Origin of the sequence: Pseudomonas sp. RA_15y_Pfl1_P11 (assembly GCF_963970975.1) — a bacterium.
GTDB classification, from domain to species: Bacteria; Pseudomonadota; Gammaproteobacteria; order Pseudomonadales; family Pseudomonadaceae; genus Aquipseudomonas; species Aquipseudomonas tritici.
The window spans coordinates 59,733-85,850 of the sequence record NZ_CAXAOY010000004.1; the positions used below are offsets into that span (position 1 = coordinate 59,733).

General features: G+C 56.7%; 23 protein-coding genes and 4 pseudogenes. 21 read left to right on the top strand and 6 right to left on the bottom strand.

Features of this window, described 5'->3' with window-relative positions:
* From AACY44_RS06095 to AACY44_RS06170, 16 genes and pseudogenes are all read left to right on the top strand, one after another.
* Nucleotides 1-282: a hypothetical protein gene (locus AACY44_RS06095; protein WP_339436640.1), complete on the top strand. Its 282-nt coding sequence runs from the start codon at nt 1-3 to the stop codon at nt 280-282.
* A 66-nt stretch (nt 283-348) separates the two neighbouring features.
* A complete protein-coding gene (locus tag AACY44_RS06100; RefSeq protein ID WP_339529933.1) occupies nt 349-4,758 on the top strand; it encodes an RHS repeat-associated core domain-containing protein in 4,410 nt (1,469 codons plus the stop codon).
* 9 nt (nt 4,759-4,767) lie between these two features.
* Nucleotides 4,768-5,379 carry an imm11 family protein gene (locus AACY44_RS06105; protein ID WP_339529935.1) on the top strand — a complete coding sequence of 204 codons (612 nt, stop codon included), beginning with the start codon at nt 4,768-4,770 and terminating at the stop codon, nt 5,377-5,379.
* 26 nt (nt 5,380-5,405) lie between these two features.
* Nucleotides 5,406-6,845: pseudogene (locus AACY44_RS06110) on the top strand (RHS repeat domain-containing protein); the annotation flags it as partial.
* Between the two features lie 13 nt (nt 6,846-6,858).
* Entirely contained in the window at nt 6,859-7,428 is a 570-nt protein-coding gene (locus tag AACY44_RS06115; RefSeq protein WP_339418684.1) for a hypothetical protein, read from the top strand.
* Between the two features lie 74 nt (nt 7,429-7,502).
* Nucleotides 7,503-9,506 (top strand): annotated as a pseudogene (locus tag AACY44_RS06120) (RHS repeat-associated core domain-containing protein); the annotation flags it as partial.
* Nucleotides 9,507-9,514: 8 nt separating this feature from the next.
* On the top strand, nt 9,515-10,384 hold the full coding sequence (locus AACY44_RS06125) for a tetratricopeptide repeat protein (protein WP_339436637.1): 870 nt from the start codon (nt 9,515-9,517) through the stop codon (nt 10,382-10,384).
* Nucleotides 10,385-10,397: 13 nt separating this feature from the next.
* Nucleotides 10,398-11,588 (top strand): annotated as a pseudogene (locus tag AACY44_RS06130) (RHS repeat domain-containing protein); the annotation flags it as partial.
* Complete coding sequence (locus AACY44_RS06135) at nt 11,582-12,121, top strand: hypothetical protein (RefSeq protein ID WP_339436636.1); 540 nt, start codon at nt 11,582-11,584, stop codon at nt 12,119-12,121. The pseudogene AACY44_RS06130 and the gene AACY44_RS06135, both read left to right, overlap by 7 nt.
* Nucleotides 12,118-12,426, top strand: a complete 309-nt coding sequence (locus tag AACY44_RS06140; RefSeq protein ID WP_339436635.1) for a hypothetical protein — start codon at nt 12,118-12,120, stop codon at nt 12,424-12,426. Before AACY44_RS06135 ends, AACY44_RS06140 begins: the two co-directional genes overlap by 4 nt.
* 152 nt (nt 12,427-12,578) lie before the next feature.
* On the top strand, nt 12,579-13,016 hold the full coding sequence (locus tag AACY44_RS06145) for a hypothetical protein (RefSeq protein WP_339415059.1): 438 nt from the start codon (nt 12,579-12,581) through the stop codon (nt 13,014-13,016).
* Nucleotides 13,017-13,128: 112 nt separating this feature from the next.
* Nucleotides 13,129-13,719, top strand: coding sequence for a hypothetical protein (locus AACY44_RS06150; RefSeq protein WP_339415058.1), 591 nt, complete (start codon nt 13,129-13,131; stop codon nt 13,717-13,719).
* A gap of 121 nt (nt 13,720-13,840) precedes the next feature.
* Nucleotides 13,841-14,866, top strand: a pseudogene (locus tag AACY44_RS06155) (RHS repeat domain-containing protein); the annotation flags it as partial.
* Nucleotides 14,859-16,001 (top strand): ankyrin repeat domain-containing protein, encoded by a 1,143-nt coding sequence (locus AACY44_RS06160; protein ID WP_339529938.1) that lies wholly within the window; start codon nt 14,859-14,861, stop codon nt 15,999-16,001. The pseudogene AACY44_RS06155 and the gene AACY44_RS06160, both read left to right, overlap by 8 nt.
* 31 nt (nt 16,002-16,032) lie before the next feature.
* Complete coding sequence (locus AACY44_RS06165; protein WP_339529940.1) at nt 16,033-16,455, top strand: hypothetical protein; 423 nt, start codon at nt 16,033-16,035, stop codon at nt 16,453-16,455.
* A 34-nt stretch (nt 16,456-16,489) separates the two neighbouring features.
* Nucleotides 16,490-16,633, top strand: a complete 144-nt coding sequence (locus tag AACY44_RS06170; protein ID WP_339493279.1) for a hypothetical protein — start codon at nt 16,490-16,492, stop codon at nt 16,631-16,633.
* Nucleotides 16,634-16,731: 98 nt separating this feature from the next.
* Here the strand turns inward: AACY44_RS06170 and AACY44_RS06175 are convergent, their stop codons facing one another.
* The 3 genes from AACY44_RS06175 to AACY44_RS06185 form a co-directional block, all read right to left on the bottom strand.
* Nucleotides 16,732-17,007, bottom strand: coding sequence for an HU family DNA-binding protein (locus tag AACY44_RS06175; protein ID WP_094064412.1), 276 nt, complete (start codon nt 17,005-17,007; stop codon nt 16,732-16,734).
* Nucleotides 17,008-17,198: 191 nt separating this feature from the next.
* Entirely contained in the window at nt 17,199-18,347 is a 1,149-nt protein-coding gene (locus AACY44_RS06180) for an NAD(P)/FAD-dependent oxidoreductase (protein ID WP_339436631.1), read from the bottom strand.
* A gap of 37 nt (nt 18,348-18,384) precedes the next feature.
* The gene (locus tag AACY44_RS06185) at nt 18,385-18,552 is read right to left on the bottom strand and encodes a rubredoxin (protein ID WP_003213373.1); all 168 of its coding nucleotides are present in this window, start codon (nt 18,550-18,552) and stop codon (nt 18,385-18,387) included.
* Nucleotides 18,553-18,748: 196 nt separating this feature from the next.
* On the opposite strand from AACY44_RS06185, the gene AACY44_RS06190 reads away from it, so the two are divergent.
* Together AACY44_RS06190 and ubiA are read left to right on the top strand one after the other, a co-directional pair.
* Nucleotides 18,749-19,312: a chorismate--pyruvate lyase family protein gene (locus AACY44_RS06190; protein WP_339529943.1), complete on the top strand. Its 564-nt coding sequence runs from the start codon at nt 18,749-18,751 to the stop codon at nt 19,310-19,312.
* On the top strand, nt 19,312-20,202 hold the full coding sequence (ubiA, locus tag AACY44_RS06195; protein ID WP_339418679.1) for a 4-hydroxybenzoate octaprenyltransferase: 891 nt from the start codon (nt 19,312-19,314) through the stop codon (nt 20,200-20,202). The genes AACY44_RS06190 and ubiA overlap by 1 nt, the downstream gene beginning before the upstream one ends.
* Before the next feature lie 69 nt (nt 20,203-20,271).
* Here ubiA and AACY44_RS06200 read toward each other — a convergent pair whose 3' ends face one another.
* Nucleotides 20,272-20,649, bottom strand: a complete 378-nt coding sequence (locus AACY44_RS06200) for a COG4315 family predicted lipoprotein (RefSeq protein WP_339418678.1) — start codon at nt 20,647-20,649, stop codon at nt 20,272-20,274.
* A 155-nt stretch (nt 20,650-20,804) separates the two neighbouring features.
* Here AACY44_RS06200 and phoB point away from each other — a divergent pair, with 155 nt between their 5' ends.
* The 3 genes from phoB to AACY44_RS06215 all read left to right on the top strand — a co-directional run bounded on the left by phoB (nt 20,805) and on the right by AACY44_RS06215 (nt 24,429).
* Nucleotides 20,805-21,494: a phosphate regulon transcriptional regulator PhoB gene (gene phoB / locus AACY44_RS06205; protein ID WP_010207570.1), complete on the top strand. Its 690-nt coding sequence runs from the start codon at nt 20,805-20,807 to the stop codon at nt 21,492-21,494.
* Nucleotides 21,495-21,626: 132 nt separating this feature from the next.
* The gene (gene phoR / locus AACY44_RS06210; protein WP_339418690.1) at nt 21,627-22,913 is read left to right on the top strand and encodes a phosphate regulon sensor histidine kinase PhoR; all 1,287 of its coding nucleotides are present in this window, start codon (nt 21,627-21,629) and stop codon (nt 22,911-22,913) included.
* Between the two features lie 175 nt (nt 22,914-23,088).
* Complete coding sequence (locus AACY44_RS06215; RefSeq protein ID WP_065875510.1) at nt 23,089-24,429, top strand: hemolysin family protein; 1,341 nt, start codon at nt 23,089-23,091, stop codon at nt 24,427-24,429.
* Between the two features lie 4 nt (nt 24,430-24,433).
* Here AACY44_RS06215 and AACY44_RS06220 read toward each other — a convergent pair whose 3' ends face one another.
* Together AACY44_RS06220 and AACY44_RS06225 are read right to left on the bottom strand one after the other, a co-directional pair.
* A complete protein-coding gene (locus AACY44_RS06220) occupies nt 24,434-25,105 on the bottom strand; it encodes a M23 family metallopeptidase (protein ID WP_339427699.1) in 672 nt (223 codons plus the stop codon).
* Between the two features lie 103 nt (nt 25,106-25,208).
* On the bottom strand, nt 25,209-26,108 hold the full coding sequence (locus AACY44_RS06225) for a response regulator (RefSeq protein ID WP_339418675.1): 900 nt from the start codon (nt 26,106-26,108) through the stop codon (nt 25,209-25,211).
* Nucleotides 26,109-26,118 lie beyond the last annotated feature (10 nt).

Here is a 26,118-nt window from a genome sequence, read left to right on the forward strand (position 1 = left end):
ATGGAACGACTGGAAAACGAATACCCGGGTGACGCGGACTGGCAGAGCACAGTGGCCTTGTATGAAGAAGACTACCTTGACGACGATGCGCGTGAACTGGCCAAGGCCTTGGGCGGCCATCTCGACATGGCAGTGATACTGCGCGGGAAACGGGGCCTTGAGGAGGGGTTGTGGTGGATCGGGCAAACGGTTCCGGCACTGGACAACATCACCCCGCTGGAATGCCTGGAAAGTCCCACGCTGATAAAACGGTTGAAGACAGCACTGATGCGTATGCCATGACACTCAAGGACACGGCGACTATGGAAAGTTGTGCGTTCAATTCAATCAGGCACGGAAGTGCAGTCCTTGTCTGATGCACTCTGGGCTGCCCGGATGGGCGATGCGCTCTCCCACACCTCGATGATGGCGGACATCCTTGGCGGGGTGCTGGAGGTGGCGGCCAATATCGCGATCACCGCCGTCGCAACCGCTGCGGTGGTTGCCGCCACCGGTATCACCGTCGCCACCGGCGGGCTAGGTTGCTTCCTCCTGGGTGCGGTGGTGGGCACGATTGTCGGCCTGGCCATGAGCAAGACCGGGGCCGACAAAGGCTTATCGAATTTATGTGAAAGTTTCAGCAACGCGCTGTTTCCGCCCACGGTGCAGGCCAATATTCTTACCGGCTCCACCAACACCCTGACCAACAACATCCCCGCCGCCCGCGCCGCCGGGGCGATCAGTTCCCATGTCGCGCCGGCCGGCACCGAGCTGGAAGAACCCGCTCCCGAGCCCGGTTACCTGGACATGGCCGAGAGCTTCTTCTCGCAGATGTGGCGCCCTACAGTTGCAACGCCCGCACCCGGCGCCGTACCCAAGCCGCTGGACCTGGTGGCGTGCATGAAGCACCCACCGATGCCGCCGCAGTTTCTAGCCGAAGGGTCGGAAAAGGTCACCGTCAACGGCCAACCGGCGGTGCGCAGTGGAGACCGCAGTACCTGCGATGCAACCGTGGTGTCGTCGGGCCTGATTTCTTCCAACGTGACCATTGGCGGTGGTTCGGTGGTGGTGCGGGAAATTCGCAGCGGCAAGACCCCGGGTGTGGGGTTGGCGGTCACGGCGTTGTTGATGCTCAAGGGTGGCAAGGGCAAATTCTTCAGCAAGTTGCCGTGCATGCTGATCGGCGGAGCCACTTCGATGGCGGTCAGCAGTGCGATGGGGGCGATGGCCAACGCGGCGATGGGTTCGTCGAATCCGGTACATGCGGCGACAGGCGCGAAGGTACTGGGCGACGTCGAAGAGCTGGACTTCGTCTTACCCGGCATCCTGCCGATCGACTGGCAGCGCTTCTACAACAGCCGCGACGAACGCTCGGACAGCCTGTTTGGCGCTGGCTGGAGCGTGCCCTATGAAGTGTGCGTAGAGATCCGTCCGCATCCCGAAGGCGGAGAGACGCTGGTCTACACCGATGAGCAGGGACGCCCGATTGACATGGGTTCGATCCCGTTGGGCGGCGCGGTATTCAGCGCCGGTGAAGGGCTCGTCGTGCGGCGACACCTCAATGGGCAGTTGTTGATCGAAAGTGATGATGGTCTGTACCGCTTGTTCGAACCCACGCCGGCCAATCCGACGCGCCTGCGTTTGAGCCAACTGGGCGATCGCAACGACAACCGCATCCATATTGACTATGACGAAGCCGGGCGCCTGGTACGCCTGCGCGATACCTTCGACTTAGTGCAGATTGAGCTGATCCGTGACCAAGAGCATCTGACTCACATTGAGCGCCTGTACCCCGACCAACGCCGCGAAGTGCTCGTCAGTTATGGCTACGACGCGGCCGGCAATCTGGCTGAGGTGCGTGACGCAACCGGCCAGGTGCAAAGGCGTTTTGCCTACGACGTGGCGCGTCGAATGGTGGAGCATCAACTACCCACCGGGCTGCGGTGCTTCTATGAATGGGCCTTGATTGAGGACTTGGAATGGCGTGTGGTCCGGCACTGGACCGATGAGGGTGACACTTACCAGTTCGACTATGACTTGAAGGTGGGCCTCACTCACATCACCGATGGCTTGCAGCGCGTCAGCACCCGCCACTGGAACACTCAGCACCAGATCATTCAGTACAGCGATAACCTCGGTCAGACCTGGCTGTTCGAATGGAACGACGAACGCCAATTGCTCAGCGCCACCGACCCCCTGGGTGGGCGCTATGAGTACAGCTACGATGAGAGCGGCAACCTCATCGGCGAGACCGACCCGCTAGGCCGCAGCGACTCGACTTTGTGGCTGGAACACTGGGCGCTGCCGCAGGTAGAAACCGACGCCGCCGATAACAGTTGGCAGTATCGCTACGACCCGCGCGGCAATTGCATCGCCGAAACCGATCCGCTGGGCTACGTCACGCGCTACCGCTATGACGCACATGGCCAGCCCGTGGAAATTATTGACGCCACCGGCAAAAGCAAAAAACTACGCTGGAATCCGTTCGGGCAACTGGCCGAGCACATCGACTGCTCAGGTTATCCAACGCGCTTCAGCTACGACGAGCGGGGGTATTTGCAGGTCATCACCGACGCCCTTGGCGAGCGCACTCAATTTAGCTACGACGCCCAGGGGCGGTTGCTCAGTACCCAACTGCCGGACGGCCGCACCGAGCACTATCAGCGCGATGTCAGCGGTCAGCTGGTGGGTTACACCGACCCAGCCGGACACACCACGCTTTACCAACACAACCGCCGTGGCCAGGTCCGCCAACGCACCGACGCCCATGGGCGGCAGGTGCAGTTCGGCTATGACAGCTATGGACGGCTGCAAGCGCTGATCAACGAGAACGGCGAACGCTATCGCTTTGCGTGGGACGCCGGGGATCGGCTGACTGAACAGCAAGACCTCGACGGCAGCGCCAAGCACTACAGCTATGACCCGCTGGATAATGTCACGGCGCTGACTGCTGTGCCGGCGCCCTACGGAAACGGTCTGGCCCTGGTGCCCGAAACGCCGCCCGCGCCCATCATTCATCGGCTGGAACGTGATGCAGTTGGCCGGCTCGTAGCCAAGACCACCGACGATGGCCGTACCGATTACAGCTACGACGCAGTGGACCAGCTCACGGCTGTCACCTTCACCGATTCGCAGGGCAATGCCCAAGCCCTGGGCTTTGCCTACGACGCCCTAGGCCAACTGCTTTGCGAGCAGAGTTCGGCGGGCGACCTGCAACACCACTACGACGAACTCGGCAACCTGATCCAAACCCAACTGCCGGACGGCCGCTGGCTCAACCGCCTGTACTACGGCAGCGGCCACCTGCACCAGGTCAACCTGGACGGCCAGGTCATCAGCGACTTCGAGCGTGACCGCCTGCACCGCGAAGTGCTGCGCACCCAGGGCCAACTCAGCACCCGCAGCGAATACGACCGCAGCGGCCGCCTGCGTTCACGCCAGCGTCGTCACGCCAGTCAGTCAACCCTGCTGCCCGCTGCGGCGCAAAAACAGTTTGAATACGACCCCGCCGACAACCTGATCGGCAAACTCGACCAACAACCCGCTGCGCAACACCGCCAGTTGCTGCACTACGACGCCACCGGCCGCATCATCGCCAGCCAGGACAGCCTGCACGGCCAGCGTGAAACCTTCGCCTACGACGCCGCAGCCAACCTGCTGGATGGCCCGCAGGCGGGTGCCGGGTTGGTGGTGCATAACAAGCTGCTGACCTATCAGGACAAGCGTTATCGCTACGATGCGTTTGGACGGATGATTGAAAAGCGCAGCGCCAAGCGTGGGTTGCAACGTTTTGCCTACGATGCCGAAAGCCGACTGATCGAAGTGCGTAATGAAAACGGCAGCGTGGTCAGGATGACCTATGATGCGCTGGGTCGACGCATCGAGAAAACTGAGCACGGCAGTGATGGTTATCCGCTAGGCGAAACTCGATTTACCTGGGACGGACTGCGGTTGTTGCAGGAGCATAAACACAGCCAGACCAGCGTCTATGTTTACGATGATGACGGCTACGAACCCCTTGCCCGCGTCGACGGCATTGGTCCGTTGCAGAAGATTCGCTACTACCACAACGACCTGAACGGGTTGCCCGAGCAACTAACCGAAGCCGATGGGCATAACGTCTGGCAGGCTACTTATCGGGTGTGGGGCAATACGGTTGAGGAAGTACGTGAGCCTTATTACATCGAAGAGCAGAACCTGCGGTTTCAGGGGCAGTATCTGGATCGGGAAATTGGGCTGCACTACAACACGTTTCGGTTTTATGATCCGGATGTTGGGCGGTTTACGACGCCCGATCCGATTGGGTTGGCGGGGGGAATCAATCTTTATGCGTATGCAGCCAACCCGTACGGCTGGATCGATCCGCTGGGCTGGAGTTGTACGTCATCCATCAACCGACGTATTGGACGCCTGAAAAAACAGGGTTATCAAGACCATCACATATTGAGCGATAAGCACGCCAGTACGAAGAACCACCCGCTGCTTAAATTGGCTGGGTTTGACTTACAAAGTCGGCAAAACAAAATATTCCTGCCCAACAAAACACGTGCCTTGACTGATGGGAGTCGTTCGATACATCAAGGCCGCCACGCAGCTAGGGTCAACCAAAACCTTGGAAGCAAAATGGACCAAGTGCATAAGGTTGGCAAACGTGAAAACTGGAATCAGGCCCAATACCGCAAAGCGCTGGATAAAATCGTATCCGATGAGCGTAAATTACTCCGCTCCGGCGAGAGGCAATTGAATAAAAATGCGCGTCCGGGCGCGCATTACAATTAGGAATTTGAAATGATTTTAAGCTGGAAAGCGCCTGTTTATCACAACGAAAAGTTGCTGGGTTCATACGACGCCGAGAGCGGTTCCTATGAGACGGCAGGGTCGAATTTTGATTATTTGTCGCTACTGTCGGGAAAAATTTTCCCTGTCGACATGGATAGTCCCAAAATATTTTTCCCATGCTCAAAGAAAAAACTAACGGCTTACGACTGCTTATGGTTGTTGGGTGACATACCCTTGGTGAGCCAGCGGTTAGCGCATTTCCTCGCACAGAAAGCCAGCGTTCATATTCAGTTATTAAAGCCCACAAGCATTGCTGCCAACGGAGAAGAAGTGACTGAGGACTATTACATCGTCAACGCTGCTCAAACTATAAGAGCTGTTGATAAGAGTAAGTCGGTAGCGGAGCTCTCCGACAGTGGCTCGATACTCTATTTTAATGAAATCTGGTTTCATGATACTGCCGCAGGAATGGGAGAGATTGCACGCGAGCGGGATTCTGGAGATCTTTTGATTTCTCAGGAGCTGGCTGACGCCATGATAGAAAACAGGTTCAAAGGCGACAAAGGCCTAGGCTTCTACATCGCTAACCGATCATTCACACCTTATAAAGACCAGGCATGATGGAGGGCTTCAGGCAGCCTGAACCCCACATCGACCATCAGGTATTCGACGACTTCTAGCGCGACCGCCTGCACTGCGAAGTAATGCGCACCCAGGGCCAACTGAGCACACGCAGCGAATACGACCGCAGCGGCCGCCTGCGTTCACGCCAGCGTCGTCACGCCAGTCAGTCAACCCTGCTGCCCGCTGCGGCGCAAAAACAGTTTGAATACGACCCGGCCGACAACCTGATCGGCAAACTCGACCAACAACCCGCTGCGCAACACCGCCAGTTGCTGCACTACGACGCCACCGGCCGCATCATCGCCAGCCAGGACAGCCTGCACGACGAGCGTGAAACCTTCGCCTACGACGCCGCTGCCAACCTGCTGGATGGCCCGCAGGCGGGTGCTGGGTTGGTGGTGCATAACAAGCTGCTGACCTATCAGGACAAGCGTTATCGCTACGATGCGTTTGGCCGGATGATTGAAAAGCGCAGCGCCAAGCGTGGGTCGCAACGTTTTGCCTACGATGCCGAAAGTCGACTGATCGAAGTGCGTAATGAAAACGGCAGCGTGGTCAGGATGACCTATGACCCGCTGGGTCGACGCATCGAGAAAACTGAGCACGGCATTGATGGTTATCCGCTAGGCGAAACTCGATTCACCTGGGACGGACTGCGGTTGTTGCAGGAGCATAAACACAGCCAGACCAGCCTTTATGTTTATGAAGACGACAGCGGCTACGAGCCTCTGGCCCGCGTCGACGGCATTGGTCCGTTGCAGAAGATTCGCTACTACCACAACGACCTGAACGGGTTGCCCGAACAACTGACCGAGGCCGATGGGCACAGCGTCTGGCAGGCTACTTATCGGGTGTGGGGCAATACGGTTGAGGAAGTACGTGAGCCTTATTACATCGAAGAGCAGAACCTGCGGTTTCAGGGGCAGTATCTGGATCGGGAGACGGGGCTGCATTTCAACACGTTCCGGTTTTATGATCCGGATGTGGGGCGGTTTACGACGCCGGATCCAATTGGGTTGCTGGGTGGCCTGAACCTCTACTTGTACGGTGCAAACCCTATTACATGGCTGGATCCACTAGGCTGGACCCCAACGCCCCTAAACAAACCTGGTTTCTATGTTTACGGGCTCTACGCTCCCAATGCTAAAACGCCTTACTACATCGGTCACACCGAACAGGATCCTGCGGCGCGTGAAAGTCAGCACGACAGGTCCACGCGGCTTGGAAAAGGAGAGCTGCGTGTGTTGAACGGTCAGGACGGCAAGATGACTTACTCTCAAGCCAAAGGTTACGAACAGGCCTACCGAGAGAAATACAAAACGAAGGGCAAATTCCCCGGCAACGTCATCGAACCCATCAATAAAAGCCGCACTGATGCTCGGGGCAAAAGTCACTATAAAAACTATAGGGCTGCGGCCAAAGCGCTGGGCATCAAGCCGAGCAAAATCAAATCTTGTACCTAAAAGAGGCCGCTGTATGAAAACCCTCAAGGCACCTAAACCAGGTGATCTTTTCTACATCCCAGCCATCAATGCTTCAGATGAGCCTGGCTTTGTGATTGCACGCTATATCGAGCTCATCCCTCCTGCGCTGGGACATCTGATTGAGGTTTTTGCAAAATTCCATACACAAATTCCTGCCTCCATCAGCGAGGTGGATACCTCAAAACGCTTGTTTCGACCGATTTTCTGCAGCATGCGTTTTTCAGATATCCCTCGCTGGAAGATTCTTTTCAGTGATCCGAGCTACAAAAAATCGTCCTCTGGTTATGACAGGATTCAATTCGCGTTTGAGTCGGAAATCTGGACCGGCGGCGTAAGCAAACCAGCATCTGAGCAGCAGTTGGAAAATGTTGAGCCCTCTGTTTGCTGGCGCATGCACCATATTATTTTCAGAGTGATTGCCCATCTGCGTGGAGCGCTAAATGAGAATGAGGCAATGGATTATGAGCGCATACCCCACGATTTGCGCGTAGATAGCGCAATCGCCTCAGAGCGAGTCAATAAGGCCATATTCAACGCTCAAGAACTATTTGACGCCCAATAAAAATGGGCACCCGACCCAGTCGGCGTGCCCATTTTTCCTACCACCCCGCCCCCTTCGAGACGGTAACGCCATTACGCGTTAACAGTGTCTTTCAGCGATTTGCCCGGCTTGGGCGACAGGTGCAGTTCGGCTATGACAGCTATGGACGGCTGCAAGCGCTGATCAACGAGAACGGCGAACGCTATCGCTTTGCGTGGGACGCCGGGGATCGGCTGACTGAACAGCAAGACCTCGACGGCAGCGCCAAGCAGTACAGCTATGACCCGCTGGACAATGTCACAGCAGTGACAGCCGTGCCGGCGCCTTACGGAAACGGGCTGGCCCTGGTGCCCGAAACGCTGCCCGCGCCGATCGTCCATCGATTGGAACGCGATGCGGTGGGCCGACTGATTGCCAAGACCACCGACGATGGCCGTACCGACTACCACTACGACGCAGTGGACCAGTTCACGGCTGTCACCTTCACCGATTCGCAGGGCAATGCCCAAGCCCTGGGCTTTGCCTACGACGCCCTCGGCCAACTGCTTTGCGAGCAGAGTTCGGCGGGGAACCTGCAACACCACTACGACGAACTCGGCAACCTGATCCAAACCCAACTGCCGGACGGCCGGTGGCTCAACCGCCTGTACTACGGCAGCGGCCATCTGCACCAGGTCAATCTGGACGGCCAGGTCATCAGCGACTTCGAGCGTGACCGCCTGCACCGCGAAGTGCTGCGCACCCAGGGCCAACTCAGCACCCGCAGCGAATACGACCGCAGCGGCCGCCTGCGTTCACGTCAGCGCCGTCACGCCAGTCAGTCAACCTTGCTGCCCGCTGCGGCGCAAAAACAGTTTGAATACGACCCCGCCGACAACCTGATCGGCAAACTCGACCAACAACCCGCTGCGCAACACCGCCAGTTGCTGCACTACGACGCCACCGGCCGCATCATCGCCAGCCAGGACAGCCTGCACGGCCAGCGTGAAACCTTCGCCTACGACGCCGCAGCCAACCTGCTGGATGGCCCGCAGGCTGGCGCTGGGTTGGTGGTGCATAACAAGCTGCTGACCTATCAGGACAAGCGTTATCGCTATGACGCGTTTGGCCGAACGATCGAAAAACGCAGCGCCAAACGAGGCGTGCAACGCTTTGCGTATGACGCGGAAAGCCGGTTGGTTGAAGTACGTAATGAGAACGGCGGCGTGGTCAGGATGACCTATGACCCGCTGGGTCGACGCATCGAGAAAACTGAGCACGGCAACGATGGTTATCCGCTGGGAGAAACTCGATTCACCTGGGACGGACTGCGGTTGTTGCAGGAGCATAAGCACAGCCAGACCAGCCTCTATGTTTACGATGATGACGGCTACGAACCCCTTGCCCGCGTCGACGGCGTTGGTCCGTTGCAGAAGATTCGCTACTACCACAACGACCTGAACGGGTTGCCCGAGCAACTAACCGAAGCCGATGGGCACAGCGTCTGGCAGGCGACTTATCGGGTGTGGGGCAACACGCTGGAGGAAGTGCGCGAGCCTTATTATATCGAGGAGCAAAACCTGCGGTTCCAAGGGCAGTACCTGGACCGGGAGACTGGGCTGCATTTCAATACGTTCAGGTTTTATGATCCGGATGTGGGGCGGTTTACGACGCCGGATCCGATTGGGTTAGACGGCGAATTCAACCTCTATCAATACGCACCCAACCCGATTGCATGGATAGATCCATGGGGATGGAAAACCTGCGGAGCAGCGAACGGAAACTCTAGGCAAAATAACAAGGTGAATCACGTCTACGTCATCCGCAACAAAACGACGGGGCAGGTTTACAAATACGGAATTAGTGGTGGGAAAGTCTCTAAGAAAGGGAAGTCTTACCGAGCAGAATCTCAGGTCCGCAGACTCAACAGGGGCCCCGGCACCGACAAGTACGAATCGGCCATCATTAGAAAAAATGTTACGCGGTCCAAGGCACTGAAAGTTGAACAAGGTAGAGTCAATGGCTACTCGGTAGCCGCTCAGAGGGCCGGTCAGGCACCTACGTTTCCAAAGGTTGGAATTAATCCAGTGGGCAACTCACTGCCAAACGCGACGAGATAGAGATTCTGATGAGCAAATATTTATCAACACTCGATATTGCCTTCCCTTCGGAGCGCCTACAGGCTCACAACATTCGAGAGGCAGCTGTACTCTACATTTATCTTCTTGCGACCAAGTGCAAAGTGCCAGCAGGGGGGATTTCCAAGGTAATTCTGCAACCAGCCCCTGTCGAAGAAGAGCAAACACTCTTGGATGTCTGCACCTACTTTTACCCGTTCAAGCACCTCGATAACCTGCCTATAGACGCTTCAGACCGTACCATCCGCCAGTCGTTAATCGAAGATATTAATGAAGCACTTTTGTCACTGGCGGCGCTAAAGGGCTGGGATAGCGATCCAATACACAAGCTCCACGCCGAGGTCATCAAGCGTGAGTATCAGTTTTCAGGTACTACGGGGCGGCCACTTAAAAACCCGTCAAAGACACTCAGCGCAACGGCTGCATGGCGCACAGATCAATACATCAACATAGGCGTGTTGGTGCAGGGCGCAAAAAAAACCTCTGAAACATTTTTTACAGCTACGCGAATCAGCATCTCACTGGGCCTCTTTGAATCATTACTAGGTGCGGTCGAATGGGTCAACGATCAAACTGTTCGACTATTCCAAGCAAATAAACGCGATTACTGGGAGATTGACACAACTGCGGGAACAGTCGCGTTCCACTTCCCCAGAGCCGAGGCAGGTGATGCCCATGGCCAATTCGACCTAGCAAAGATGTACGTTGATGGGTGGATAGTTGAACAGGATTTTGAACAGGCTAAAACGTGGTTGGAACGCTCCGCCGCTCAAGGTTTTTCGCGTGCAATCAAACTTTTACAAAGACTCAACGACGGCGATCAAAATCTCGCCGATCCAGTGATGAATAGCAAAAAATAAACTCAATAGCTGCAACGCCACCGGTCGCATCATCGCCAGCCAGGACAACGCTCAAGGCCAGCAGGAAACCTTCGCCTACGACGCCGCCGCCAACTTGCTGGACGGGCCGCCAGCCAGTGCAGGGCTGGTCGTGCATAACAAGCTGCTGACTTATCAGGACAAGCGCTACCGTTATGACGGTTTTGGTCGAATGATCGAAAAACGCAGCGCTGCGCGTGGTTTGCAACGCTTCGCCTACGACGCCGAGCACCGGCTGATCGAAGTGCGCAGCCAGAAGGACGGGCGCGAAACGGTCGTGAGAATGACCTATGACCCGCTCGGACGACGCATCGCTAAAACCGAACATGACAGCAACGGTTATCCGTTGGGTGAAACCCGCTTTGATTGGGAGGGGTTGCGCCTGTTGCAGGAACATCGGCACAGCCAAACCAGCCTCTATATCTATGAAGAAGATAGCTATGCACCGCTGGCTCGAGTGGACGGCGCGGGCGAGCATCAAAGTGTGCGCTATTACCACAACGACCTGAATGGATTGCCTGAGCAACTGACCGAAGCTGATGGGAAACCGGTGTGGCAGGCGCGGTATCAGGTGTGGGGGAATGCGACCGAAGAAGTGCGTGAGGCGTACTTTATCGAAGAGCAGAATTTGCGGTTCCAGGGGCAGTATCTGGATCGGGAGATTGGGCTGCACTACAACACATTTCGGTTTTATGATCCGGATGTGGGGCGGTTTACTACGCCGGAGCCGATTGGGTTGATGGGTGGACTCAATCTGTACCAGTACGCGCCAAACCCCATTGGCTGGATTGACCCGTGGGGGTGGGCAGGTGACCCAGCGAAAGCGACCCACATCACCTACGTCGGCGTAAAAGACGGTAAACCTTATGTGGGTTACGCCAGCAAACCTGGACTGGGGCACTCTGCCCGAGATGTGTTGAACTATCGTTACCCTAACAAGGACATTTTCGACGTAGCACCGCGTGCCGTATTCAAAGGAAACGGACAAGAAGGTAAAGATATTGCACGTGGTTTAGAACAAAGGATTTATGAGGACAAATTGAAAGAAGGACCTGTCGCCAATAAGCAAAGGCCCGTAGCTCCGAAAAACAAAAGGCGGGGTATTTACTTAGCTGCCGCTGATAAACACAGAGGTGTTAAGCCTCAAAAGCCCACTAGCAAACCTAAAGGTCCTGGAAGATGTTGAAAAAAATCACTTGGGAAGAGGGCAAGGTGTTCAGTTTGAAACTGAAAGAAGACTTGTACACTCTTGTCCAGATGCGTGCAGACTACTATCTTCAATTCTTTGATCTAACATGTGCTCAAGATGAATGGAAAGGTATGGATCTTGGAAAAGCCAATACCTTATTCTTTATCTTCACCTCGACCAAGGCATTGAAAAGTTTAGCTGTCAGCACACCGTCACCGGATGAGATAGCCATTGATAAACGCCCTCCGGAAAAAAAAATGCTGAGAGCCATCATTGGCGGTAACTATGGAGCCGACTTGATCGAACTACCCGACTCTCTTGACGAGTTGGAGGCTAAGGTTCTGAAGAATAATCTAACGCTCAGCGATGACTTAGAAACAATATACAAATATGAGCTTTCTGGCATGGTCGGTGATCCGGAAAAATTGCGAGAACGCTTGATAAATTATTTCGATAACGGAATAAACTGGGATAAGTCAAAGGAATTTTTATTCAAAGGCATCTCAGTACCCTCTGCAAAAAACATATGAAAAATAAAGAACTACAAAACTTTAAAACATATCACCTTAACCTGGGCGGCGAAGAAAAATTTGCTGCCAAGGTAAAGATCCTTTTCGACAGGCTCATCGATAACCTAATGCTTCTTCCCGAAAAAGAAACTCAACTAGTTATTCTGGAAAACTTCAAACAGTGCATACTCAACATCAACAACTTCGAGGACGAAATAGAAACTGTTGAGCGCGAATCTGTGCTTGAGCATATTTATGCTATAGGGGAGATCGTGGGCCTAGACCCAACTTCAGAGTACGCAGAGGAGTGGCGAGGTAATTGGTGAAGAAAAAGGAGACAGATTCATTTAAGGATCGCCTAGCCAAGTAAGTAAAAAAATCAAATACATCCGTCCCCTTTATCGAAAGGTTTCCCGAAGGCTTCACGCGGTTTGTACAACAAAGCAATGAAAACCTACCTGCGTAAGGGATGCGGAAGATGAGCCTGATTAAAATCGTTGATTTGATAGAGAATTCTGACTGCACGACAACGCCTTCTACTGGGTTGCCGAGCAATCTCGTCCCCGATGACTTGGCCGATTTTTATAAGCATTACAGCAGCGCTGTTTTCTATCCAAAGGCACAGTACAGCTTCACAATTCTGACGCCAGAGCTTGAACGTTCCGACTTTGTCGTTATGAACGAAGACTTGGACGACCCAGACTCAGCTAACTGGTACGCGCTCGTTAAATGTGAGGATCAAATAATTTCAATTGACCTGAAACCCGGCCCGCAATTTGGCTATTGCTACGACTCGTTCTGGGACAGTTACCCGACGGTCGATGAGAGCACGCTGATCGCAAAATCATTTACTGAGCTGGTTGAGAAAATCATTAAATCCGGAGGTAAAAGCTTGTTCTGGATACCAGGCCACTGAATCGCCCTGGGTTTCGTAGATACCTCCATGCCTTAAACCCTCGAAACCTGCGCGAAGTTACTCTGGAACAGCACGCCGCGCTTGATGAATTTAGACATTTAGGAACCAAATAATGACAGCTATAGAAATCATCAAGCAATTCGTCGAAGGGGCAATTTCGCCTAAAGCACTTGAAGAAATAATATACGCAGACCCGGCAGTCGAAGCATTGCTCAAAAGTGAGAACAGCCTCCCTGCTTATGTTACGGAGCCTGATCTCTACACCTACACAATCAGTCAGGACTATCAAAGCTTAGAATCTATCTACAACGTTCAGACACTTCTATCTACTGTTCTAACCAAGAAAAAAATCACCCACACGGTGGAAAAAAAGTACGAAAACCTATTCAATCTGACGCTAAAAGTTCAGCCAAAATGGCTGTCGCTACCATCGGACTATCTCTCCAAGCTGGTTGAAGAGCGAAAAAATCTCAGTTCTAAAGAGCTGCAGGCTTGGCTGAAGGAAAAAATAAAATTTGATTTTCGGTACCTGAAATTCCCACCGAAATGGCTTCAAAGTCCCGTATGGCCGATGGTGGATGGGAAGCCTATGGTTTTCCTGGGCCAGCTCGACATAAGCGAGCTTAGCCATGACAACGCTCAGGCTTACCTGTTTTTTGATGAAGGGAAACAGAGTTTCCATACCATCACCCAAGCTTGCTGAGCTATGTGACTGCACTGACCCCTGCTAAAGATTCGCTTGGCTAACAGAGCTCTGTAGCTAATTGATCAGACGCAGTTGCCCGAAGGGCGTTGGCTCAACCGCCTGTACTACGGCGGCGGCCAAACGCTACCGCTACGATGGTTTCGGTCGCATGATCGAAAAGCGCAGTGCAGCGCGTGGCGTACAGTATTTCGCCTATGACGCTGAGCATCGCCTGATCGAAGTGCGTAGCCAGAAGGATGGGCGCGAAACGGTCGTGAGAATGACCTATGACCCGCTCGGACGACGCATCGCTAAAACCGAACATGACAGCAACGGTTATCCGTTGGGTGAAACCCGCTTTGATTGGGAGGGGTTGCGCCTGTTGCAGGAACATCGGCACAGCCAGACCAGCCTCTACATTTATGAAGAAGACAGCTATGCGCCGCTGGCCCGAGTGGATGGCACGGGCGAGCATCAGAGCGTGCGCTACTATCACAACGACCTGAACGGGTTGCCGGAGCAACTGACCGAAGCCGATGGGAAGACGGTGTGGCAGGCGTTGTATCGGGTGTGGGGGAATACGACTGAAGAGGTACGTGAAGCGTACTTTATTGAAGAACAGAATTTACGGTTTCAGGGGCAGTATCTGGATCGGGAGATTGGGCTGCACTACAACACATTTCGGTTTTATGATCCGGATGTGGGGCGGTTTACTACCCGAGATCCAATAGCCTTGGTGGGAGGTCTGAACCTCTACCAATACTCACCGAACCCAATTGGTTGGATCGACCCACTTGGCTGGGAAACCTGTCGACTGTCCAAAAACGATAAAGCGAACATGGGCCCTAAACCGAAGGCGCACGAAATGACGAACCCGCATCGTCACCATATCGTGCGCGAAAAAGCACCCAAGAATTGGACGGACAGCAATCGTCGCTATGTGGCACATGCCCAAGGCATTCTCAAGAAATTCGGTATTGGCCTGAATGACGACCCGCGCAATTTTGTGTGGGCACCCAACGGTAGTGGAAACCATACAATCGCAGCATCGAGAAAGGTCTCTGAAGCCCTTGCTATAGCCCGCAAAGGCGGTAAGAGCGAGGTAATTAAGACGTTACAATCCATGGGCAAAGAAATGAGAAAGGGAGTGTTTCTAGATGACTAGCCTAGAGAAAGCATTTGGTGAGGACGCCACCCTTGTTCGAGAAATTTATGCTCATATCGAAACGGGGGACATTGCCTTTCTACGCACCGAATTGGCCAAACACCCTCAACTTTTAGACCCACCTCGCTTTAACTTTGTAAGTTACCCAGGTCTTCTGCATCACGCTGCCGAAAACAAACAACTTGCCATATGCCAACTGCTCGTTGAGCTGGGTATCGACATCGATCAACCCACAGTAGGTTCAGGCAACACGACGGCGCTAGCAATAGCAGCTGAAAATGGCCACCTGGAAATCGTTCGCTGGCTCTTGGAGGTCGGCGCACAAGTCGATGGCTCACCTCTCTCGGTAGCATCGCCTCTGATAACAGCCGTCACCTTCGGGCAGGCTGAAGCTGTGGATTTACTACTCAATCACCAAGCAGACATCAATCGACTGCACACAAAATTCAACCGGACCGCCTTGGATCTAGCTAGATCCTGGGACTTCCCGAAAATTGCCGAACGCCTTGAAGCACGGGGCGCGGTTTCTGCGATCGAAAAAGACGCCGCCGAAGCATCAATTCCCGGTGCGCCCGTAGCCGAGTTTGTCAGTGAGACCGCCGGCTGGGTGCTCCCCGAAAAAGTCACTCCCCAACCTCAAAGTGCGGGCGTGAAATTCAGAGTCAGCTGCATCGCTGATAAAAACGACTACAAGCTACTCTTCACCCTTGGGCTGTTTACGCAAAAACCACGGACTGAACTTTTCATCTGCCTACCCGGGAATTGGCGGCTGCCAAGACAAGGCTTTGCCATCGACAGCCCTTGGATATTCCCTCAAGGCATTCTTTCTGAGCTGTCAAAACAAACGATGGAAAAGGCCCCTCTGTCTGAGGGCCAGCTCATTTTGCGCTCTGAACCAGCCTTCAGTTCCCTGGGCTGGCCAGCAGATATTGATGCACTGATTGTGGTGGATAAGATCTGGACTACAAATGCTGAAACAGACCATCAAGATGACTCGGTAAAGCTCTACGTTTTGGTTCCGCTGAAATTGCCGAAGAAAGGGCCACCTGAAGGTGACGCCATGAAGACTCTTCTTGAGAAGAAACGTAGAGCCAGCTGGAAAAGTATCGCGCTGACCTCTCCATTACATTCTTGATACGAGAAAATGGCATTGGGAAAGTAAAACCATGAGCGCCCTTGATAACGCATTTAAAGAACTGCGCCGCGTCCACAAGAAATTCGATCTCGAAGGCAGCTTCGAAAAGAACGGCCAGGCAAATGCCAAATGGCCGCAAACCCTACCTCGCTCCGCTGAGATGGACTCCTCCTACGACCTTTGCGAGCCGGTCGATGTGGAAGTCGAAACGGGCTTGACCCCCATCTGCTTTTTCAACTTGGACGCATTGGAAGACGGTCAGGTCGGCTACAAGTGGGCAGGCGAATCCAACAAGACCGAGTTGAATGGGAACTGGCTTGCGCAACATCTGGTTTTCATGGATGACATCGGCGGTGGCAAGCCCGTTATCGCGGTGACTGATATGCCAGGCGCCCCCCGTACTGGCGAGCTACGATGCGGGAGCGCCGCTCAGGATTGCCGACTCTCTCGCTGATTTCCTGCTGGCATTCGCCAAGACTGTCGAGATCGTGCATGGAAAGTTCGACATCTTTGATATCTACAACGACGACGATGAGCTTTCCAGCAAGTTCGTGAAGTTAATCAACAAGGAAGTCAGCCCATTGTTGGGCGAAGACAACTACGAACGCTTTTTTGACTACTTCTACGGTTGAGACCAAGCCCGTAGTCAGCCCCAACAAAAATGGGCACCCGACCCAGTCGGCGTGCCCATTTTTCCTACCTCCCCGCCCCCTTCGAGACGGTAACGCCATTACGCGTTAACAGTGTCTTTCAGCGATTTGCCCGGCTTGAACGCAACAGTGTTGCTCGCCTTGATTTTCACCGGCTCACCGGTTTGCGGGTTTTTGCCGGTGCGGGCGCCGCGATGGCGCTGCAGGAAAGTGCCGAAGCCCACCAGGGTGACGCTGTCCTTGCGGTGCAGGGCGCCAGTGATTTCTTCGAGAATGGCGTTGAGTACGCGGTTGGCCTGTTCTTTGGTGAGATCCGCTTTTTCAGCGATGGCGGCTGCGAGTTCTGGTTTACGCATAAGTGAAGCCTCTTTGACGGTTTTTTGTTGTTATGTCCGTGCTGCTCATCGTTGGAGCAACGCCCAAAGCGCCGCAGGCTCTACTCTGCGGCAGACGGGAGTGAGGATGGCATGCCCTCGCACGCTCCGCCAGTCTCGCGGCGACCTTTCTAAGGTGAAAAACGTGCTTATTCCGACAGAACGACCGGTATTTACGCCAGCAAAGGCGGAAGTTCTTTGTTCAGGGCGAGTTTTTCCATCACGGCGGTGCCGGTCAATGCATACCCCAGCAGGCGACCGCTGGCGTCGCGGCACAGGGCCTTGATGTCGGCACCCTCGCCTTCAACGCTCCAAACGCCTTCGGTGCCCCGTGGTGGTGGTGAAACCACCAGCGGGCAGACCGGCGTCTTGACGGTCACTGGCATCGGGCCGTAGCTGACGGCCGTGGCATTGCCGGCCAAGGTCTGGGCCAGGGCGCGGGCGCAACTCATCAGCGGCATCACGTACAGCAGGTTCAGGCCGTCGACTTCGGCACAGTCGCCCAGGGCGTAGATGTTGGCGTGGGAGGTCTTGAGGTGGCGGTCCACCATGATCCCACGATTGGTCTGCAAGCCGGCGGCAGCGGCCAAGTCGACACGTGGGCGCAGGCCGATGGCCGAGACCACCAGGTCGCAGTGGATCACTTCACCGTCCGACAGGTGCGCCTCCACGCCGTCAGCGGTGCGCTGTAGGCGATTGAGCACCGGGCCCAGGTGGAAACGTGCGCCAAGGCCTTCCAGCCCGGCTTGCACCGCCGCGGCCGCTGCCGGGTGCAGCAGGGTCGGCATGACGTGTTCGCACGGCGCCACCAGGTCGATTTCATAACCGCCAAGGATCAGGTCATTGGCGAATTCACAGCCGATCAGGCCGGCGCCGAGCAGCAAAACGCGGCGTTTGCCGGCAGCGGCGGCACGGAAGCGTGCGTAGTCTTCGAGGTCGTTGATCGGGAAAATCAGTTCAGCCGCATCGCCTTCAACCGGTACGCGCACGGTTTCTGCGCCCCAGGCCAGGATCAGGTCGCGGTAGGGCACTGCTTCCTCGCCGATCCACAGACGCTTGTGGCCGGGGTCGATGCCGCTGACGCGGGTGTGGGTGCGCACGTCGGCCTTGAGTTGCTCGGCCATGGCGCCCGGTTCGGCCATGCTCAGGCCATCGGCTTCCTTGTTCTTGCCAAAGCCGGTGGAGAGCATGGGCTTGGAGTAGGAGCGACCGTCATCCGCGGTGATCAGCAGCAATGGGGTCTCGCTGTCGAGCTTGCGAAACTCCCGGGCCACGTTGTAACCGGCCAATCCTGTGCCGATGATCACGACAGGTGCGTTCATTCCTTTCTCCTTGTAGTACGGTTCTTAAATTTGCAGATCAGCCGATTTCGATCATTTCGAAATCCATTTTGCCCACGCCGCAGTCCGGGCACAGCCAGTCTTCCGGGACGTCCTGCCACAGGGTGCCCGGAGCGATTCCGTCATCCGGCCAACCGTCTTTCTCGTCATAGATCAGGCCGCAGACTACACATTGCCACTTCTTCATTACTTGCTTCCTCAGGGTCCAGGCAGTTTGGCCGACGGTCGATGGATCCAGCGTTGCCGTACAGCTCAGGGCGTTTTGTACTGATCGGGGCCGGCAGATGCAAGCACGATCGACGCAAGGCACCGGTTCAGCGCGGCAAAAGTCCAAGGTGCCATGGTAAGCTCGCCGCCTCTTTTGCTGCCAATACTGACTCACCGTGCCGCACTCAATCGACCTTCCCGATGCTTGCCAATGGCTGACCCAGAGCCTTTTGATCCCTGCGCCCGCGCCCTTGACCCTCAACTGGCTGTTCAACGAAGACTCGCTCACCCGGCGGCTGACGTGTCTGTCGGACGACGGTTTCAGCGTGACGCCACTGTTCGAAGGCTGGCAGCCACTGCGCGATGATGAATGTGCTGCCCTGGCGCTGGCGCCGGCCAGTATCGGCTGGGTGCGTGAAGTGTATTTGCGTGGGAGGGGGCAGCCGTGGGTGTTCGCGCGCAGTGTGGCGGCGCGCAGTGCCTTGCAGGGCGACGGCTTGCACATGGATGAGTTGGGCAGCCGTTCACTGGGTGAATTGCTGTTTTGCGACCAGGCCTTCACCCGCCAGGCAATCGAGGTGTGCCATTACCCGCGGCAATGGTTGCCCACGGCGGACCAGGCCGACGGGCTGTGGGCACGCCGCTCACGCTTTGATCGCGGTGCGCTGAGCGTGCTAGTGGCGGAAATCTTTTTGCCGAGCTTTTGGCACGCGCTGCATGCCCATCCGGAGAACTGCTGATGTATCAACGCCTGCTCAAATCCCTGAACGGCCTGAACCCGAGGGCCTGGGATTTCATTCAGTTGACCCGGATGGACAAACCCATCGGCATCTACCTGCTGCTGTGGCCGACGCTGTGGGCGCTGTGGATTGCCGGCAAGGGTTCGCCGTCCTTTATCAACATCGTGATTTTCGTGTTGGGCGTGGTGCTGACCCGGGCCGGCGGCTGCGTGATCAATGATTGGGCCGACCGCAAGGTCGACGGCCATGTGAAGCGCACCGAGCAGCGCCCGCTGGTGAGCGGCAAGATCAGTTCCAAGGAAGCGCTGGTGTTTTTTGCGGTGCTGATGGGCATCAGTTTTCTGCTGGTGCTGTTGACCAACGCCACCACCATCCTGCTGTCCCTCGGTGGTTTGGCATTGGCGGCGAGCTACCCGTTCATGAAGCGTTACACCTATTACCCTCAAGTGGTGCTGGGCGCGGCGTTTTCGTGGGGCATGCCGATGGCGTTTACCGCCGAGACCGGCAGCTTGCCCGCCGCTGCCTGGCTGCTGTACATCGCCAACCTGCTCTGGACGGTGGGCTATGACACTTATTACGCGATGACAGACCGTGACGACGACTTGAAGATCGGCGTGAAATCCACCGCCATTCTGTTCGGTGATGCCGATCGCGTGATTATCCTTACCCTACAGGGCCTGGCGTTGGTGTGCCTGTTGCTGGCCGGTACACGGTTTGAGTTGGGCGGCTGGTTCCAACTGGGGTTGCTGGCGGCGGCTGGATGTTTTGCCTGGGAGTTCTGGTACACCCGCGACAAGGATCGGATGAAGTGCTTCAAGGCGTTTTTGCACAACCACTGGGCAGGGTTGGCGATTTTTGTCGGAATTGTGGCGGACTACGCGGTTCGCTGAGGCCGTTTTTCGTGGTGATGGAGCTGACGCCTTCGACGTGCTCGCGAAGGCGTCAGCAGCACCGCGTGGTCAGGGCTTGATCACATGCCACGCCCCACCCTTGCCATCACCGGTCTTGTCACCGGCCTTTTTATCATCCTTGTAGGTGTAGACCGGCTTGCCGTCATAAGCCCACTGGCTGGTCTGGTCGTCGCGGGTGATCACGGTCCATTTGCCCATGGAAGTATCGGTGGACTCAGCCTTCAGCGGCGGCCAGTTGGTCGCGCACTGGTCCTTGCACACTGACTTGCCGTCGGCATCCTTGTCGAAGGTGTAGAGGGTCATGCCCTTGTGGTCGACCAGCATCCCATCTTTAGTCATCGCCGGCTCCGCCGCGAACGCCAGGGTCGGTAGCGTCAACGCGGCCGTTACCAGCAGGGCTTTCCAGGACATCGTGCTGTAAGTCATTGGAACCTTCCTATTTTGGTTGTCAGGATTCGGACCCACAGCGTAGTCCAGAGAGGCGAGAATTGCCCGAGCGACTAAATTACTGTCACACGACTGCAATAATTCCGTTATCTAATGCGGCGCAAGACAGTTAAATGACAAGAGGATTTTTGAGCATGGTTGGCAGGAGCATTCTGATTGTTGACGACGAAGCGCCCATCCGCGAGATGATCGCCGTTGCGTTGGAAATGGCCGGCTATGACTGCCTGGAGGCGGAGAACTCCCAGCAGGCCCATGCCATTATCGTCGACCGCAAGCCGGACTTGATCCTGTTGGACTGGATGCTGCCAGGCACCTCCGGCATCGAGTTGGCCCGCCGTCTCAAGCGTGACGAGCTGACCGGGGACATCCCGATCATCATGCTCACCGCCAAGGGCGAAGAGGACAACAAGATCCAGGGCCTGGAAGTCGGCGCGGATGACTACATCACCAAGCCGTTTTCCCCACGCGAACTGGTCGCTCGTCTGAAAGCCGTATTGCGCCGCGCCGGCCCAACCGATGGCGAAGCGCCGATTGAAGTCGGCGGCCTGTTGCTGGACCCGATCAGCCACCGCGTGACCATCGACGGTACGCCGGCCGAGATGGGCCCTACCGAATATCGCCTGCTGCAGTTTTTCATGACACACCAGGAGCGCGCCTACACCCGTGGCCAGTTGCTCGACCAAGTGTGGGGCGGCAACGTGTATGTGGAGGAGCGCACCGTGGATGTGCATATCCGCCGCCTGCGCAAAGCCTTGGGCGAGGCCTACGAGAATCTGGTACAAACCGTGCGCGGGACTGGCTATCGGTTTTCAACCAAAGGTTGAGCTACAAGCAATTAGCCACAAGCCGCAAGTTCAAAGCGGACTGCTGTAGCTGGGAGCTTGCAGCTTGAAACTTGAAACTGCTCCGAAGGACGCACCTTGAACCAAAACTGGCATGGCACCCTGATCCGCCACATGCTTTTGCTGATCACCGGCTGCTTGTTGGTGGGCCTGGTCAGTGGTTATTACGGCTGGAGCCTGGCCGTCGGCATTGCCTTGTACCTGGGCTGGACCCTCAAGCAATTGCTGCGCCTGCACGAATGGCTGCGCCAGCACAAACCCGACGAAGCACCACCCGATGGCTACGGTCTATGGGGCGAGGTGTTCGACAGCATCTACCACCTGCAACGCCGCGACCAACGGGTGCGCGGTCGCCTGCAGGCGGTGATCGACCGGGTGCAGGAATCCACCGCCGCGCTCAAAGACGCTGTGATCATGCTCGACAGCGACGGCAACCTGGAATGGTGGAACCGCGCGGCCGAAACCCTGCTGGGCCTCAAGACGCCCCAGGACAGCGGCCAGCCGGTAACCAACCTGGTGCGCCACCCGCGCTTCAAGGAGTACTTCGAACAGGAGAACTACGAAGAAGCCCTGGAAATCCCCTCGCCCACCAATGACCGCGTGCGCATCCAGCTGTACCTGACGCGCTACGGCAACAACGAACACCTGATGCTGGTACGCGACGTGACCCGCATTCATCAGTTGGAACAGATGCGCAAAGACTTCGTCGCCAACGTCTCCCACGAGCTGCGCACGCCTCTGACCGTGATCTGCGGTTACCTGGAGACGCTGGTGGACAACGTCGACGAGATCAACCCGCGCTGGAGCCGGGCCCTGCAGCAGATGCAGCAGCAAGGTTCGCGCATGCAGACACTGCTCAACGACCTGCTCTTGCTGGCTAAGCTTGAGGCAACTGACTACCCGTCGGATAACCATCCGGCGGCCGTGCAAAGCCTGTTGCAGACCATCAAGAACGACGCCCAGGCCCTCTCGGGTCAACGCGGGCAGCAGATCACCCTGGAAGCCGACCCGACCGTGCTGCTCAAAGGCAGCGAAGGTGAGTTGCGCAGTGCGTTTTCCAACCTGGTGTTCAACGCCGTGAAGTACACCCCGGACAAAGGCAATATCCGCATCCGCTGGTGGGCCGACGAACAGGGTGCACATTTGAGCGTGCAGGACTCCGGCATCGGCATCGACGCCAAGCACCTGCCGCGCCTGACTGAGCGTTTCTACCGCGTCGACTCCAGCCGCAACTCCAACACCGGCGGTACCGGGCTCGGCCTGGCGATCGTCAAGCATGTGCTCTTGCGTCACCGCGCCCGCCTGGAAATCAGCAGCGTGCTGGGGCATGGCAGCACGTTTACCTGCCATTTTCCGCCGGCGCAGATGACGCGTTCGCGGGTGGTTGGCATAGACGAGTAACTCGAAAACGACGCTCCCACAGGGACATGAGTTGTTTTGGAGAATGTATTCCTTGCCCCGCCCGGCAGTGAGCACTAGGCAAGCGCCCCGTCAGCCGCTACATTGGCCGACTTGGGCCTGCCCTTCAGGCTCACCTGCCACCCCTTATTGAACACGGAACCTGCAAAACCCCATCATGGACCCTTCCCCTGGTATCACCCTCGCTACGCTCTTCGCCGACTTCGGCATGATTCTTTTTGCACTGGTCCTGGTACTGCTCAACGGTTTCTTCGTTGCGGCGGAATTTGCCATGGTCAAACTGCGCTCGACTCGGGTCGAGGCCATCGCCCACACCAACGGCTGGCGCGGGCAGATCCTGCGCACCGTGCACAGCCAGCTCGACGCCTACTTGTCGGCCTGCCAGCTGGGTATCACCCTGGCCTCCCTGGGCCTGGGCTGGGTCGGTGAGCCGGCCTTCGCACACATCCTCGAGCCGCTCCTGGGCGCGATGGGCGTCGAGTCCCCGGAAGTCATCAAAGGCGTGTCGTTCTTTGCCGCCTTCTTCGTGATTTCTTACCTGCACATCGTGGTCGGCGAACTGGCGCCCAAGTCTTGGGCCATCCGCAAGCCCGAGCTGCTATCACTGTGGACGGCAGTGCCGCTGTACCTGTTCTACTGGGCCATGTACCCGGCGATTTACCTGCTCAACGCCAGCGCCAACGCCATCCTGCGCATCGCCGGCCAAGGCGAGCCTGGCCCGCACCACGAACACCACTACAGCCGCGAAGAACTCAAACTGATCCTGCACTCCAGCCGCGGCCAAGACCCAAGCGACCAAGGCATGCGCGTGCTGGCCTCGGCGGTGGAGATGGGCGAGCTAGAGGTGGTGGACTGGGCCAACTCCCGGGAAGACCTGGTGACCCTGGACTTCAACGCTCCGCTCAAGGAAATCCTGGCGCTGTTCCGTCGTCACAAATTCAGCCGTTACCCGGTGTATGACGCGGTGCGCAACGAGTTCGTGGGCCTGTTGCACATCAAGGATTTGCTGCTGGAGCTGGCCGCACTGGACCACATCCCCGAATCCTTCAACCTGGCCGAGCTGACCCGCCCGCTGGAGCGAGTGTCGCGGCATATGCCGTTGTCGCAGTTGCTGGAGCAGTTCCGCAAAGGCGGCGCGCACTTCGCCCTGGTGGAGGAAGCCGACGGCAACATCATCGGCTACCTCACCATGGAGGACGTGCTGGAAGTGCTGGTTGGCGATATCCAGGACGAACACCGTAAGGCCGAGCGCGGCATCCTGGCCTATCAACCGGGCAAGCTGCTGGTGCGCGGCGATACACCGCTGTTCAAGGTCGAGCGCCTGCTGGGTGTCGACCTGGACCACATCGAAGCCGAAACCCTGGCCGGGCTGATCTACGACACCCTCAAGCGGGTGCCGGAAGAGGAAGAAGTGCTGGAGGTGGAAGGCTTGCGCATCATCATCAAGAAGATGAAAGGGCCGAAGATCGTGTTAGCCAAGGTGCTGCTGCTGGATTGAACCCTCAATTGCCCAACGCGAAGTTGGGCAATGCACCCACTGGCTGGTTGAACTCATACGGGATCGACACCAGCCCCGCCTCGCTGGCGCGCTGCACCACAAAATGCAAATGCGGCCCGCTGCTGTTGCCGGTATTACCGGACAACGCCAGCGGGCTTCCCACCGCTACACGCTGCCCTGCCCTGACACTCACCGAACCGTGCTTGAGGTGCAGGTACACGCCCTCGGTGCCGTCATCGTGACGCACCCGCACGAAATTGCCTGAGGCATCACTGCCACGCCCCTCCTGCTCATTTTCGGTCTTCACCACCACACCGCTGCGCGCCGCAATGATCGGCGTGCCTTCCGGCATGGCGATGTCCATGGCGTAGCGGCTCTTGGCGTCGGTATGGCTGAAGCTGCCGTTGGGACCTTGGCTCAGCTGGAACGGGCCGCCGCGCCAGGGCAAGGGATAGCGGTAGGCTTGTTGTGAATAACGCGATTGAGGCACCAGGAGCATCGGCGGTTTCACGCGTTCGACCCGACGCTCCTGGATCACAAATGCCTGGGCGCCAGGGGTTGGCCGGTCACTGAAAAACACCTCGCCATTGGCATCGATGGACTTGAAGAGGGTCATGGCCTGGGTCGAAGTGACGACCGCAGCCAGCCCGCAGCATAGTAGTAAGCGCATGAGCATGGCGTGAACCTGCCGGAATGACTGACCGGCAGGCTAACAACGGATCGTTACAGTCTGTAGCGAGCGGGCTTGTCGGGTCGCCGCATCGTCCGCTCACTACAAATCACGCACCCGGCACAAAATGCTTCTGCGCCGTACCACGTGCAATCAGGCGGGAGATGTAGTCGAGTTTCTGCGCGTCCTGGTCGATAAACCGGAAGGTCAGTTGCAGCCAGTCGCTGTCGGGCTTGGGTTCGAAGGCGACGATGGCATGCAGGTAGCCGTTGAGGCGCGCCACTTCAGCGCTGTCGCCTTGTTCAAGGTCGAGCACGGCGCTTTCCAGTACCTGAGGCAGGACTTCGCCGCGACGGACCACCAACAGCGCTTCCTTAATGCTCAACGCCTTGATCACGCATTGCTGGGTGCCACTGGACAGGCGCAACTGACCTTGACCACGACCGCCGGCCGCGGCCGGCGCTTGAGCCGGCGGACTGTTGGGCAGGCCACGGCTCGGCGCAGGAGCAGCAGCCACTGGCGCCGACTTGACCGCTTCGGGTTTGCCACCGGTCAGTGCGCTCAGGGAGTCGTTGCCGAAGGCTGAGTTCATCTTGGTGGGTGCGCTGGCGACCAGGGCGTCAAGGCGGCCGACCTTGTGCAGCGCCTGCTTGACCTTGCTCAGCAACTGTTCGTTGGTGAACGGCTTGCTGACGTAACCGGAAACCCCGGCCTGGATGGCCTGGACCACGTTTTCCTTGTCGCCACGGCTGGTCACCATCACGAATGGCATGGCCTTGAGGTGAGGTTGCTCACGGCACCAGGTCAACAGCTCAAGCCCGGACATCTCCGGCATTTCCCAGTCGCACAGCACCAGGTCGAAGGATTCGCGCATCAGGATGGCCTGGGCCTTTTTACCGTTCACCGCGTCTTCAAGCTTGATCCCGGGAAAGTAGTTGCGCAGGCACTTCTTCACCAGGTCGCGGATAAACGAGGCGTCATCCACCACCAATACACTGACTTTACTCATCGACCCTTCA

What these genes read in the sequence shown, in the direction of transcription:
- AACY44_RS06095 (WP_339436640.1), top strand. Translation starts at nt 1, where the DNA reads ATGGAACGACTGGAAAACGAATACCCGGGTGACGCGGACTGGCAGAGC.
- AACY44_RS06105 (WP_339529935.1), top strand. Translation starts at nt 4,768, where the DNA reads ATGATTTTAAGCTGGAAAGCGCCTGTTTATCACAACGAAAAGTTGCTG.
- AACY44_RS06115 (WP_339418684.1), top strand. Translation starts at nt 6,859, where the DNA reads ATGAAAACCCTCAAGGCACCTAAACCAGGTGATCTTTTCTACATCCCA.
- AACY44_RS06125 (WP_339436637.1), top strand. Translation starts at nt 9,515, where the DNA reads ATGAGCAAATATTTATCAACACTCGATATTGCCTTCCCTTCGGAGCGC.
- AACY44_RS06135 (WP_339436636.1), top strand. Translation starts at nt 11,582, where the DNA reads ATGTTGAAAAAAATCACTTGGGAAGAGGGCAAGGTGTTCAGTTTGAAA.
- AACY44_RS06140 (WP_339436635.1), top strand. Translation starts at nt 12,118, where the DNA reads ATGAAAAATAAAGAACTACAAAACTTTAAAACATATCACCTTAACCTG.
- AACY44_RS06145 (WP_339415059.1), top strand. Translation starts at nt 12,579, where the DNA reads ATGAGCCTGATTAAAATCGTTGATTTGATAGAGAATTCTGACTGCACG.
- AACY44_RS06150 (WP_339415058.1), top strand. Translation starts at nt 13,129, where the DNA reads ATGACAGCTATAGAAATCATCAAGCAATTCGTCGAAGGGGCAATTTCG.
- AACY44_RS06160 (WP_339529938.1), top strand. Translation starts at nt 14,859, where the DNA reads ATGACTAGCCTAGAGAAAGCATTTGGTGAGGACGCCACCCTTGTTCGA.
- AACY44_RS06165 (WP_339529940.1), top strand. Translation starts at nt 16,033, where the DNA reads ATGAGCGCCCTTGATAACGCATTTAAAGAACTGCGCCGCGTCCACAAG.
- AACY44_RS06175 (WP_094064412.1), bottom strand. Translation starts at nt 17,007, where the DNA reads ATGCGTAAACCAGAACTCGCAGCCGCCATCGCTGAAAAAGCGGATCTC.
- AACY44_RS06180 (WP_339436631.1), bottom strand. Translation starts at nt 18,347, where the DNA reads ATGAACGCACCTGTCGTGATCATCGGCACAGGATTGGCCGGTTACAAC.
- AACY44_RS06185 (WP_003213373.1), bottom strand. Translation starts at nt 18,552, where the DNA reads ATGAAGAAGTGGCAATGTGTAGTCTGCGGCCTGATCTATGACGAGAAA.
- ubiA (WP_339418679.1), top strand. Translation starts at nt 19,312, where the DNA reads ATGTATCAACGCCTGCTCAAATCCCTGAACGGCCTGAACCCGAGGGCC.
- AACY44_RS06200 (WP_339418678.1), bottom strand. Translation starts at nt 20,649, where the DNA reads ATGACTTACAGCACGATGTCCTGGAAAGCCCTGCTGGTAACGGCCGCG.
- phoB (WP_010207570.1), top strand. Translation starts at nt 20,805, where the DNA reads ATGGTTGGCAGGAGCATTCTGATTGTTGACGACGAAGCGCCCATCCGC.
- phoR (WP_339418690.1), top strand. Translation starts at nt 21,627, where the DNA reads ATGCTTTTGCTGATCACCGGCTGCTTGTTGGTGGGCCTGGTCAGTGGT.
- AACY44_RS06215 (WP_065875510.1), top strand. Translation starts at nt 23,089, where the DNA reads ATGGACCCTTCCCCTGGTATCACCCTCGCTACGCTCTTCGCCGACTTC.
- AACY44_RS06220 (WP_339427699.1), bottom strand. Translation starts at nt 25,105, where the DNA reads ATGCTCATGCGCTTACTACTATGCTGCGGGCTGGCTGCGGTCGTCACT.
- AACY44_RS06225 (WP_339418675.1), bottom strand. Translation starts at nt 26,108, where the DNA reads ATGAGTAAAGTCAGTGTATTGGTGGTGGATGACGCCTCGTTTATCCGC.